11 protein-coding genes are annotated in these 12,263 nt (G+C 69.0%); 6 read left to right on the top strand and 5 right to left on the bottom strand.

The window, feature by feature from the left end; translation table 11 throughout:
* Nucleotides 1–117: 117 nt before the first annotated feature.
* Nucleotides 118–462 (bottom strand): DUF1801 domain-containing protein, encoded by a 345-nt coding sequence (locus PCA76_RS13370; RefSeq protein ID WP_272618078.1) that lies wholly within the window; start codon nt 460–462, stop codon nt 118–120.
* 82 nt (nt 463–544) lie between these two features.
* The gene (locus PCA76_RS13365; RefSeq protein ID WP_272618076.1) at nt 545–1,141 is read right to left on the bottom strand and encodes a dihydrofolate reductase family protein; all 597 of its coding nucleotides are present in this window, start codon (nt 1,139–1,141) and stop codon (nt 545–547) included.
* Nucleotides 1,142–1,277: 136 nt separating this feature from the next.
* Here PCA76_RS13365 and PCA76_RS13360 point away from each other — a divergent pair, with 136 nt between their 5' ends.
* Nucleotides 1,278–4,016, top strand: a complete 2,739-nt coding sequence (locus tag PCA76_RS13360; RefSeq protein WP_272618075.1) for an ATP-binding protein — start codon at nt 1,278–1,280, stop codon at nt 4,014–4,016.
* Between the two features lie 135 nt (nt 4,017–4,151).
* On the opposite strand, the gene PCA76_RS13355 is transcribed toward PCA76_RS13360, so the two are convergent.
* The gene (locus PCA76_RS13355; protein ID WP_272618074.1) at nt 4,152–4,541 is read right to left on the bottom strand and encodes a hypothetical protein; all 390 of its coding nucleotides are present in this window, start codon (nt 4,539–4,541) and stop codon (nt 4,152–4,154) included.
* A gap of 109 nt (nt 4,542–4,650) precedes the next feature.
* Complete coding sequence (locus PCA76_RS13350) at nt 4,651–5,862, bottom strand: PucR family transcriptional regulator (RefSeq protein WP_272618072.1); 1,212 nt, start codon at nt 5,860–5,862, stop codon at nt 4,651–4,653.
* A 166-nt stretch (nt 5,863–6,028) separates the two neighbouring features.
* Between PCA76_RS13350 and PCA76_RS13345 the strand changes: the two genes are divergently transcribed.
* From PCA76_RS13345 to PCA76_RS13325, 5 genes are all read left to right on the top strand, one after another.
* Nucleotides 6,029–7,345: a spinster family MFS transporter gene (locus PCA76_RS13345; protein ID WP_272618070.1), complete on the top strand. Its 1,317-nt coding sequence runs from the start codon at nt 6,029–6,031 to the stop codon at nt 7,343–7,345.
* Nucleotides 7,342–8,811 (top strand): flavin-containing monooxygenase, encoded by a 1,470-nt coding sequence (locus tag PCA76_RS13340; RefSeq protein WP_272618069.1) that lies wholly within the window; start codon nt 7,342–7,344, stop codon nt 8,809–8,811. Before PCA76_RS13345 ends, PCA76_RS13340 begins: the two co-directional genes overlap by 4 nt.
* Nucleotides 8,808–9,986 (top strand): zinc-binding dehydrogenase, encoded by a 1,179-nt coding sequence (locus PCA76_RS13335; RefSeq protein WP_272618067.1) that lies wholly within the window; start codon nt 8,808–8,810, stop codon nt 9,984–9,986. Before PCA76_RS13340 ends, PCA76_RS13335 begins: the two co-directional genes overlap by 4 nt.
* A 549-nt stretch (nt 9,987–10,535) precedes the next feature.
* Complete coding sequence (locus PCA76_RS13330; protein ID WP_272618065.1) at nt 10,536–11,000, top strand: hypothetical protein; 465 nt, start codon at nt 10,536–10,538, stop codon at nt 10,998–11,000.
* Between the two features lie 154 nt (nt 11,001–11,154).
* Nucleotides 11,155–11,814, top strand: a complete 660-nt coding sequence (locus tag PCA76_RS13325) for an MSMEG_1061 family FMN-dependent PPOX-type flavoprotein (protein WP_272618063.1) — start codon at nt 11,155–11,157, stop codon at nt 11,812–11,814.
* A gap of 83 nt (nt 11,815–11,897) precedes the next feature.
* On the opposite strand, the gene PCA76_RS13320 is transcribed toward PCA76_RS13325, so the two are convergent.
* On the bottom strand, nt 11,898–12,173 hold the full coding sequence (locus PCA76_RS13320; RefSeq protein ID WP_272618060.1) for a hypothetical protein: 276 nt from the start codon (nt 12,171–12,173) through the stop codon (nt 11,898–11,900).
* Nucleotides 12,174–12,263 lie beyond the last annotated feature (90 nt).

Below are 12,263 nucleotides of genomic sequence, written 5' to 3'. Positions count from 1 at the left end.
ATCGCTTCCGTACGCAGATGGGTTCTCGGCTCTCTTTCGTCGATGCTGGGATCACTACTATTTGTTGATCGCGGCGGATCAGATCGATCAGACCCTGCCCCGGCAGACACGCTGCACCTACAAGGCGGCCGTGGTCTTTCCCAGGATGCTGGCGAGTGAGCCGTAGTCGACGTCCTGCCCTTCTTTGATGTCGACAGTTTTGCGTTCACCGTTGCCCATTGCCCGGAGGAATCCCTTGACCTCGGGGATCTCCGTCGCGTTGAAGACCATGAACGAGACCTTGGACTTGGCTACCGCGATGACGGCCGCGTAATGACCGTTCTTGAGGTAGTGCGGCTTGCCGTACTGAAGCCGTTCCTCGACACCTGGGATGGTCTGGTCTATCATCGCACGTAGTTTTTCACATACGTCCATCTGCCACGGCTGCGTCTTGTTGATGTACTGGGTGACATCGTCGTTCACGGTCTTCTCCTTCAGCACTGTTCGTTGAAAAGCACGGGTCTGTAGAACGTGTCGCAGCCGAGGGCCGAGCGCCGGCTCGCTCTTATCCTTCACCGTCTGGGGCCCCAGGCTCCGGCCCCCACCCGACGAGATTGTCCCCGCTGGGGGCGTAGGTCAGCATGACCACGCCCGAGTCGAACGCCTGCGCGCCGACCAGCCGCAGGACCGCCGGCTCACCCGACTCCTCGAAGAGGCGCACGCCACCACCCATCACGACGGGGTAGGTGACCAGGCGCAGTTCGTCGACGAGTTCGTTGCGCAGCAGCCACCTGACCAGCGCGACGCTGCCGTAGATCAGGATGTCGCCGTGCACCTCGGCCTTCAGCTTGGTGATCGTCTCGGCGACGTTCTCGCTGATGACGGTGGTGTTGTTCCACTCGCCCCGGTCCAGCGTCGTCGAGACGACGTACTTGGGCATGCTGTTCATCTTGTCCGCGAAGCCCGCCTCGTCGGTCATGCTCGGCCAGGACGCGGCGAACCCCTCATAGGTGACCCGGCCGAGCAGCAGCGCGTCGGCGGCCCGCAGTTGCGCCAGCCCGGTCCGCATGGAGTCCTCGCTGACGAACTGGAAGGTGAACCGCTGCGGGTTGACGACGACCCCGTCGGCGCTGGTGAAGATGGACAGAACAACGCGTCCCATGATGTCTCCCAGGTGATTTCGCTGAACTCGGGTAGAGCCTGCTGCACGGGGGGCGGGACGGGCATCGGCGGCGACCACGCATTCCACCACTCATGGGACTACGCACTACTGATCCAGCGTCGACCATGATGGAGGGATGGACGTCACCCATCCCGCCGGAGCGTCGAAGCGAGAGGTCGAGGTGCTCGTCATGCTCGGCGCGCGCATGTCCAACGCCGACATCGCCGGCAGGCTGCACATCTCCGTGCGGACCGTGGAGAATCACGTCTCCTCGCTGCTGCGCAAGTACGGTGTCGCCGACCGAAGGGCGCTCGGCGAGCTCGCCGTACAGGTGCAGGCGGGGGCCCCGGTACCCGGGCGGCTGGCCGGCCTGCCGTCGGCGCTCACCACCTTCGTTGGCAGGAGCGTGGAGCGCGAGCACCTGATGGAGACGCTGCGCGGCGCCCGACTCGTGACCGTGGTGGGACCAGGCGGGGTGGGGAAGACCCGGCTGGCGGGCCAGATCGCCGGCGCGGCAGGGCCCTCCTTTCCCTCCGGCGGCGCGTTCGTCGACCTCGTCCCGGCCCGTGGCGGGTACGTCGCACAGGCAGTGGCCACCGCGCTCGGCGTCAGCGAGCGCCCCCAGCAGTCGCTGGAGGACGCTGTGGTGGAGCGGCTCGGAGAGAGTCGATCGTTGCTGGTGCTGGACAACTGCGAGCATGTGATCGACGTGGTGGCACCGTTCGCCGAGCGGGTGCTGGCCGCCTGCCCCGGCACCCACATCCTCGCCACCAGCAGGGAACGCCTCGGCGTACGGGGTGAACGTGCCGTACCGCTGGGCCCGCTGCCGCTGGAGTCCGACGCCGAGCGGCTCTTCATCGACCGCGCTACCGCCGCGGACCCCGGGTTCGGGGCGGACCCCGTGGTGGTCGCCAAGCTGTGCGCGCGACTGGACGGCATGCCGCTGGCGATCGAATTGGCCGCGGCCCGTAGTGCCACCCTGGGCGAGAACGGGTTGTTGGCCGCGCTCGACGACCAGCTACGGCTGGTGGCCGGCGGTCGGGGTGTGGACGAGCGGCACCGCTCGCTGCGCGCAGTCATCGGCTGGAGCCACGACCTGCTCGATGACGAGGAACAGGCACTGTTCCGGCGGCTCGCCGTCTTCGCCGGAGCGTTCGACCTCGCCGCCGTCGCCGGGGTGAGCCCGACCGGTAGCACCCGCGGTGCGGTTGCCGACGTGCTTGGCAGGCTGGCGGACAAGAGCCTGGTCAGCGTGCACCGCCGAGGCGGAGCGGTCCGGTGGCGACTGCTGCAGACGGTGCGCGCGTTCGCCATCGAACAGCTGGACGTGTCGGGCGAGCGGCCGGAGATCCAGGACCGGCACCTGCACTGGGCGGCGGACGTCGCCACCGAGCTGGAGACGAGGCTGGACGGCGACGAGTGGTACGAAGAGTTCGACGGCGTCGCCGACGATCTGAGAGCCGCCCTCGCCATCTCCCCCGAAGGCCCGGGTGAGCTGCCGCACCGGCTGGCCCAGGCACTGGCACACCTCGCCTACTCACGGCGGTTCCTGATGGAATCGCTCGGCCACTACCGGACCGCCGCCGAACGGGCCCCCGCTCCGGGCGAAGCCGCGGCGGACCTGTGCGCGGCCTCCGCCGTCACGCATGCCATCGGTGACGACGGTCAGCAGCCTTTCGACCTGCTGCTGGCCGCCGCTCAGCGGGCCCGCGCGGCCGGGGATCGTGGGGCCACGGCCATCGCGCTGGCGCAGGCGGTCACCACCGCGCGGCGGCACCCCGCAGGGTTCGCCGCCGAGGTTCCGTACGAGCGCCTGCGTGACCTCCTCGACGAGGCGGCGTCGGCAGCCAACGGGTCGAGCGACGCCGTGGTGGCGGCCCGCCTCGCCGAGGCGGCGGCCTGGGCCGCGACCTCCGACGGGTACGAGGCCGACCCGGCGCTCGCCGAGGCAGCCGTGGCAGCCGCCCGGGCCACCGGCGATCCGGTGCTGATCAGCGCGGCTCTGGACGCGGTAGCCACGGCCGACATGGTGGCGGGGCGGAGCGCGGACGTTCGCCGGATCACGGACGAACGGTTGACCCTGCTATCCGCGATGTCCCGGCACGACCCGAACGCCGCCCCGGAGATCGTCGACACGTACCGGATGGCCCACCTGGCCGCCCTCGGCGTTGGTGACCTGCCGGCCGCCCTGTCGATCGGCCAACGGACCATGAACGACGATCTCACCGGCAGCTCCTATCACTCGGCCGCCCTCCTGATCACGCCGCTGGTGCTCAGCGGACGCTTCGACGAGGCGCTGCGGATGGCGGGCACCGCGTGGGAGGGTTGGCGGCGGGCCGGCCGTCCGCGAACCGGCACGATGTCGCCGCCGATGGCCGCGGTCGCCCTCGTCCACGGGCTGCGCGGCGACGACGAGGGATGCGCGCTGTGGCGTTCCCGCGCGATCGAGGTCATCGGGGAGCTACCCCCGCACTCCACGTTCGTGTCGATGGTCGACGCGCGGCTCGCCGTACACTCCGGGCGGGTCGAGGACGCCGCCGCGCTTGTCCGCCTGACGTTCAACGGCGTCCGCAGCTGGTCTCCGCCCTACTCGCGGGCGGTGGGCGCCGAACTGGCCGTCGTCGCCGAACTCCCCGACGCCCCTGACCTGCTGTCGGCCGCCGAGCGGCACGAGAGCGCGTGGGCCGCCGCCTGCACCGCCCGCGCCCGAGGCCGTCTGCACGGCGACGCCGCCGCCCTCACCGCCTCTGTGGCGGGATGGGAGCGCATCGGCGCCCGGTTCGAGCGAGCCTGCACGCTCCTGCTGTTACCCGACCGTGCCGCCGAGGGCCGGCGAGACCTCACCGCCCTCGGTGTCGGGGTCTCGGCGCAATGAGGCGATAGGCGAGCTCGCGACCGTGCGATCTGGTACGGCGGCCCGGTTGGTCATGTCGACGCTGGCTGATGGCCAGTCCACGCGCGAGGCTGCTCGCGCCGCCGTCACCGGAAGCGCGACAGGCGTTGACAGCGGTTAGGCGGTGAACCATCCAACAGCCGGGGCGCTGCGGTAATCCGGCCGACTCGCCCACATTTGGCCCCACGCTCGCTCCTGTGTCGAGTCCAGGCGTCCATGGCGGGAGGCCTCAGCGTAGGCGCCCAGTTGACGGTGCCGCGCTGACGCCGCCTCGACGCCCGCCGCCCTGATCTCGTGCAGGACATAGCGCCGGGGGCGATGGTCCAGTGGATAGACAGCCGCGAGCCAGAACTCCCGCCCGTCCCACCGGGCCAGCCCGTCGATCGCTCCGTCGTAGAAGTCATCGCACCACAGAATCTCGACGCCGGACAGCTCGACCAGACTGGCCAACACCGACTCCTCGTGCATCAGAAAGTGTTCGTCGGGTTCCTCGGGCACACGAAACACGCTAGCCCCTCCTTTTCCCGCGGTGGCTGAATGAGCAGGGCGAGCACTTCGGAGCGTCGATGCGCGCTTCTCGGCGCGCCGCACCAACATCCTCGTAGCGGCGTACCCCTCATGGGGCTGAGGGACGACGGCGATGCAGCAGCCACCACGCCGTGACCAGGTCCTCGGTGCGGCGCAGGTCGAGGCCGGTGAGTTCAGTGAAGCGGCGCACCCGGTAGCGCACCGTGTTCTGGTGCACGGCGAGCCGCTGGGCGGTGTCGCGGACCTGCTGATCGCAGTTCAGGTAGACCCTCGTGGTCTCGGCGATGTCATTGTTCGCCCGGCCGGAGCGGTCGAGGGCGTCCAGGTGACGTGCGACGAGGCCAGCCGCGATCTGCGCACCAGCCAGCACCAGGGGCCGTGGCCCGAGGTCCGCCAACCGTACGACGCCGGATTGGCCGAACCGTTCGGCGGTGTCCAGGGCCAGCACCGCCTCGGCGAACGCCGTTTGGAGTTGATCCAGCGGAACCGCCGGGCCGGCCGCCACGAGGTGGCCGGTGAGCTGGTCGGGCACCTGCGGGGCGATGAAGCCGAGAGTGGCGCCGACCTCGGCGAAGAGTAACCGGTCCGCGGGTACATGCAGCGCGGACGCGATCGCGCGGCGGATCGTGTCGGCGTCGCCGGTCGACGCGGCCCGCGCCGCGAGCGGCACATGGCGTACGCGCGGATCGAAGCCGAACAGGTGGGCATCGCGGTTGACCTGCTCGGCGGTGAACGTGCCGCGCAGCACCCCACCGGCGTACGTGGAGCGGCGTTCGGCGTCGAAGCGTGCCCGTTCGAGCGCGAGGTCGTGGTGCACCCGCGCGAACACCGCGGACGCCTCGTTGGAGAATTCCCAGGTGTTGTCGTGGATCGCCAGAACCAGATCCGGCGGCAGGCCGACCTCAGCGCCCACCTCGTCCAGCACGCCCAGCATCGCACGTGACCCCAACTGGTAGCCGGTGGCCAGCACGTCCGGTGGGATCCCGCGAACCGCGCTGCGGGCGGCAACCGCCTGGACCAGCTTGCGCAGGGCCTCATCGGGGACGCGCAGGTCGGACAGTTCGGCGACCAGGGTGTCCATGAAGCGCTGCGCGGTCGCCCGGATTTCGTCGTCCGGCAAACCCCGGTAGCCGGGCAGGTGCTCCCGCGTGATCTTCAGGAACTGGTCACCGTACGCGTCCTTGCGCGCCCGCAGCAGTTCGACGGCTGTGGCCACCTTCTTCCTGGTGGCCTTGTCGAGCGTGACGAGATCCGGCATTCGTCGCCGTACCGGCCACACCACGTGGGTCGCATCCGTCACCGCCCGAGCCTATGACATGGACTTTGTTCCACGGAACAAAGTAGTGCCTCCCAATCTTGGTTGACGCTCCGTAGCTAGCCGTGTCCTTGCGGGCAAGACTGTGGCGCAGCTCATGGACGAGTGCACCGACGTCGTCCCGAGCCTCCTCCTCGGCGAAGGGAAACCCATGACGAAATCCCCGGTGGAGGCTCCACGCTCACACTCCAAAGCCGGTTATGTGCTGGCGCTGCTGTTCATCGGCAACCTGCTCAACTTCTACGATCGGGCGTTACCGGCGGTCGTGCTGGAGCCAATCAAGGAGGAATACGGGCTCGACGACACTCAGGTCGGCATCCTCGCCTCGGCGTTCGTCCTGGTCGCCGCCGTCGCCGGGGTTCCACTGGGCCGTCTCGCCGACCGGATTCCGCGCACGATGGTGGCGGGCTGGGGCCTGATCGTGTGGAGCGCGTTCACCGCCGCTGGCGGCGTGCTGACCAGCTTCTGGAGCTTCCTTGCCTCCCGCGTCGGCGTCGGAGTGGGCGAGGCGAGTTACGGGCCGGCGACCGGTTCACTGATCTCCGATCTCTACCCCAGCGAGCGCCGCTCCCGAGCCAACTCCCTGTTCATGCTGGGCTTCCCGATCGGCACGCTGCTGGCGTTCCTCACCGCCGGCGCCCTCGCCGTCACGTTCGACAGCTGGCGGGCGCCGTTCCTCATCGCAGCGGTCCCCGGCTTCATCGTCGCGGTCCTGGTCCTCCGCATCCGTGAACCTCGGCGCGGAGCCGCCGACGACATGACCGTTGCGGCCGCACCGCAGCGGTCGTCACTGCGGTCGCTGCTGCGAGTCCGCTCGATGTACGGCCTGATCATCGGCTTCGCGGGCTACAACTTCGCGGCGTACGCGATCGGCACCTTCCTCACCCCGGTCCTGCAGCGCTACTACGGCCTCGACCTGGTCGACGCGGGCGTGATCGGCGGGGTCGTCATCGGCATCACCGGGCTGATCGGCCTGCTCATAGGCGGCCGCCTGCTGGACCGCGCAGCCCGCAGGTCGCTCGGCGCACGGGTACGCACCGCCGCGTACAGCCTTGCCGCGGCCGCCGTGTTCGCGCTCGTGGGGTTCGCCGCGAACCGGGACAGGCTGTGGCAGCTCGTGCTGTTCCTGAGCCTGGCCTATCTGCTCGGCATCATCTACCTGGCCGCGGCCGTACCCATCGTGTCGGACGTGATCGGCCCGCAGCAGCGCGCCGGCGCGATCGGCCTGATGTTCGCCGTCGGTTATCTGCTGGGCGGCGCGGGTGGCCCGATCGTCGTCGGCATCCTCTCCGACGCCCTCGCCGCACAGTCGGCGGATACCACCGCTGCCACGGCACAGGGCTTGCAGACCGCGATGATGATCGGCGTGCCCGTAGCCTTCGCCGTGGCGGCGATCGGCATGCTGGCCGCCTCCCGCTCCGTCAAGACGGACCACGAGGCGATGCTCGCGGGCGAGGTGCCGGCATGAACCAGCACATGCGGGTTGTGATCGTCGGCGGCGGATTCTCGGGGATCGGGCTCGGACGAGCCCTGCGCGAGGCCGGGGTCACCGACTTCGCCATTCTCGAACGCGAGCCCGAGGTCGGCGGCGTCTGGCAGTCGAACACCTACCCGGGCTGCACCTGCGACGTCCCGTCCCACCTGTACTCGTTCTCGTTCGCCCCCAACCCGGACTGGTCCTCGACCTACTCCCCGCAGCCGGAGATCCGTGCCTATCTGCGGCGCTGCATCGACGACTTCGGGTTGCGCCCGCACCTGCGCACCGGCGTCGGCGTCGAGGCGGCTCGATGGGACGAGGATGACCAGCTGTGGCACGTGGACACCAGCGCGGGCCCGTGGACCGCCCAGGTGCTGGTCAGCGCGGTGGGCCCGCTGACCGAACCCAAGCTCCCCGACGTGCCGGGCCTCGACATCTTCCAGGGCAAGATCATGCACTCGGCGCGGTGGGACCACGACTACGACCTCACCGGCAAGTGGATCGCGTCCATCGGCACCGGAGCCTCGGCGATCCAGTACGTGCCGCACCTGGCCACCGTGGCCAGCCGGCTATTCGTGTTCCAGCGCAGCGCCCCGTGGATCACCCCACACGACAAGCGGCCGATCAGCGACGCGGAGCGGGCCAGGTTCCGGGCGCAGCCGTGGCGGCAGAAACTCGAACGTGGCAAGGTCTACCTCAGCAAGGAACTGCTCGTGCTCGGCATGGCCAAGCGCCCCAAGCTGATGACTGTTCTGGAAGGCGTCGCTCGCAAACACCTGGAGCGGCAGGTCGCCGACCCGCAGCTGCGGCGGCTGCTCACACCTGGCTTCACGCTCGGCTGCAAACGGATCGTGCCGTCGAACACCTGGTATCCGGCGCTACAGGAGCCCAATGTCGAACTCGTGCCGCACGCCCTGCGGGAGATCCGCGAGGACGCCGTGGTCGGCGCCGACGGCGTGGAGCGCAAGGTCGACACGATCATCTTCGGCACCGGCTTCCACGTCACCGACATCCCGTTCGCCGACAAGGTACGCGGACGCGACGGCCGTCTGCTGAACGACGTCTGGGCCGGCTCCCCCAAGGCGTACCTCGGCGTCTCCGTGCCCGGCTTCCCGAACTTCTTCATGTTCCTCGGGCCGAATTCCGGTCTGGGTCACAGTTCGATGGTCTACATGATCGAGGCGCAGATAGAGCACGTGACGAACGCCATCCGCGCCCTCGAACGGTCGGGAGGCACGGCCATCGAGGTGAAGCGACCAGCGCACGAGGCATACAACGCCGAACTGGACCGCAAACTGGCCAGAACAGTGTGGGAGGTGGGCGGCTGCCGCACCTTCTATCAGGACGCGAATGGCCGTAACGCGACCATCTACCCGGACTGGACCTTCCGCTACCGCCGGCAGGCCGTCCGCTGGCGCGAGGACGTCTACCAACTCACCACAGGAGACCGCCGATGAAAGCCGTGACCCTCACCGGCGGCCGCCTCGAAACCGTGGAGCTGCCCACCCCGCAGCCCGGCCCGGGGCAGCTGCTCGTGGCGGTGAGGCGATGCGGCATCTGCGGTTCGGACCTGCACGCCCGTACGCACGCCGACGAGCTGGCCGAGACGTTGACGCTGTGCGGCTACCCCCGCTACCTGCGCTCGCACGAGAGCGTCGTGCTGGGCCACGAGTTCTACGGCGAGGTGGCCGACCGCGGCCCGTCGACCACCGGCCGCATCAGGCCAGGAGCGCCGGTCGTGGCCGTCCCGCTGGTCCGACGTGACGGCCAGGTCGACGGCATCGGCCTGTCCGCTGCCGCCGCCGGCGGGTACGCCGAGTACGTCGTGGTGCAGGAAGCGCTGACCATGGTCGTACCCGATGGGCTCGCCGCCGACGTCGCCGCACTCACGGAGCCGGTGGCGGTGGCCTGGCACGCCGTGAACCGCGGCGAGGTGACGAAGAAGGACGTCGCGATCGTGCTGGGCTGCGGCCCGGTCGGGCTGGCGGTGATCGCCGTGCTCAAGGCGCGGGGCGTGGCGACGATCATCGCCAGCGACTTCTCTGCCGGCCGGCGGGCGCTGGCGAGGGCATGCGGGGCCGATGTGGTCGTCGACCCAGCCGTCGACTCACCATGGGCGGCCACCGGCGGCCACGGGTTCCACGAGACGATGACCGCGGAGTACGACGCCGGCATCGACGCGATGCAGGGCCTGCACAAGCTACCCGTCCCCTGGTGGGCGGCCTGGCGGCTGCTGGACAAGGCCGGCAAGACCCGGCCCAAACGGCCGGTCGTGTTCGAGTGCGTCGGCGTACCCGGCATGATCGACAACATTCTGGCCGCCGCGCCGCGGCACTCACGCATCGTCGTCGTCGGCGTGTGCATGGGCGCCGACAAGATCCGGCCCTCGCTGGCCGTGAACAAGGAACAGGACCTGCGGTTCGTGGTCGGATACACGCCGCTGGAGTTCCGCGACACGCTCCACGCACTGGCCGCCGGAACCATCGACGCGGCACCGATCGCCACCGGGCGGGTCGGGCTGACGGGCGTCCCCCACGCCTTCGAGACCCTGGCCGACCCGGAGACCCACGCCAAGATTCTCATCGACCCAGCAATGCCGGGTGACACGATCGTCGCGTCGTCACACCCCTGACCACACCATCCACCAGGCACATCCGCTGCCGCGGTCGGGTTGGCCTGACTGTTGACGGGCACGTCGGCGCACTGTCCCGATTCCTGGCCCCTCAGGACACCGCCGTGCTGGAACCGCAGGTGGTCGGAGCCCAACAAACCGCTGGGATCGCGTTGGCCATCAACCGATCTTGTGCCGCCCAAATTGTCCCCTGGAACAAAGTTACGGTTTCGGGCTTGGTACCCACTCCATAGGTTGTCGGCCCTGCTGCGGCGACAGTGCGATGAGTCGTGGGTACCAGAGGACGTTCTCGCCGCCGCCGCCGTCCGTGCCGCGACGACTCTTCATCCGGCTCCGACGACACCGCTGCCGACGGCTCACGGTCCAGTTCGGACCGAGGCCTGCGTGGTACTTGAGGAACTTCGCCGACTGCGCGGGCGTCTACACGCCTTTCGGTCCGACGTCTCCCGCTCGGCCTGCCGAGGTTGCCGCACACCGTCGACGTTGACCCCAAGGTCGCGGGCGCACCACCGCCGCCGCAGCGCCTTCAGACCGTGGAACAATCAAGCCGTGAGCCAACCGGACGAATTAGACGACAACTGGCTTAACGGCGAGGAGATTACCTGTCCGGAGTGCCACGAGCGCCTTTACCGCCTCGACCACTCGCCGCTGTTGGACTGCTACTTCCTTTACTGCGACAGCTGCCTAATGCGGGTAGATGTCAGTTGCTACGACAGCACGGTCATGGCCATCGCGGACGCGCTCCCTGCCCGCGACGAGACCTACCCAACGCTGATGGCGGCACTTGAGGCGCGACTACGGCGATGCGACTGCGGCGGGCAGTTCCGGGACTCGGCACCTCGGCGCTGCCACCGATGCTCCACTGTCCTCGCGACCATCAGCGAGCCCTCCGGTGTCGACGTCTGGCCAGGCTGGTGGACGGATGAGACGGACACGGGCCCCCTGGAAGAGGAGTTCACTGCCAGGTACTTCCGGGCGGAGGACCTCTGGAAGCAATCCACGAGGCTGCTCTGACACACCCGAAGTCTGGCCTGGCGGGCAGCCGTAGCATTCGATCGTGAACTTCGTGTCCACGAAATTCGACAATGCGTCGCAACCTGCGTCAAGGTTCTGGCAGGTAGGTGGTCTGGGACGGTCGTCAGCCGGTCGGTCCATTAGGGTCGGCGGCATGACGCCAGCCCTTGCCGCCAGTGCCTTCGACTCGCTGCGCCTCGACGCCGTGTCCGACCAGGAGGCGCTGCGCCGGGCCTACGAACTCCCCAGCGACGCGGCCGTGCGGAAGCAGATGACCGAACTCACCGAGCAGACCCGGCGGTTGATCGGCTGCTCGTCGTTGGTCCTGATCGCCAGCGTGAACGCCGAGGGCAACTGTGACGTCTCCCCGCGCGGCGGCCCCGCCGGGTTCGTCGCCGTCCTGGACGCACGGACGGTGGCGATACCGGACGCGACTGGCAACAAGCGTCTGGACACCCTGCAGAACATCGTCGCCACCGGGCGGGCCGGGCTGCTGTTCGTCATCCCGGGGCGCACCACGACGCTCAGGGTGAACGGCCGGGCCTGCGTCTCCACTCGCCCGGAGTTGCTGTCGCAACTGACCGCCGTGGGCAAGCCGCCGGCCAGTGCGCTGGTGCTGGGGATCGAGGAGGTCTACCCGCACTGCCCCAAGGCGTTGCTACGCAGCGGGGCTTGGAAGCCGGAGCAGTGGCTCCCGGCGGACACCCAGCCGACTTCGGCCGAGGTGACGCTGGCCCAGCTGCGGATGCCGGAGCTGACGATCGCTGACATCGAGCAGGCGGAGGCGGACTCGCTGAGGTACCGGTACGAGTGACTGTGCGAGCAGTGCGGTCACCCGCGGGGTCGTTGTCGCAATCGGAACCTGAGTCGAGCTGACCGGGATGCCGTCGCTGGCCGCTACGACCGCGTGGCCTGGTACTTGAGGAAGCCACGGGCATCGGCCTGGGCTTGAGACGATGCCACGGGATGGTTCGCCGCTTCCCGCAGCAGTTGCAACCACTGATGAGTATCCGGTGGATTGCCGTTGAGCACGCGGTTGGCCATCCACACGGTCAACGGAGTCGGTTTGCGGCGCAGCGACGCGACCAGCAGCGGACGGTAGCCATGCCAGGTCTCCAGGGTGTGCACGAGCGGGCCAGGACTACCCAGATCCGCCTCGTCGAGACGTTCCATGACGGCGTAGAGCAGCGGTGCCCACTGCTGCGGGTCATCCCGCTCGGTCAGCTCCGTACAGATCGTGTGGAGCCGGTCGAAGCCTACGGC

Source organism: Micromonospora sp. LH3U1, from assembly GCF_028475105.1.
Lineage (GTDB): Bacteria > Actinomycetota > Actinomycetes > Mycobacteriales > Micromonosporaceae > Micromonospora.
Note: the sequence above shows the minus strand (reverse complement) of the source record. Positions and strands in the feature narration are given on the sequence as shown.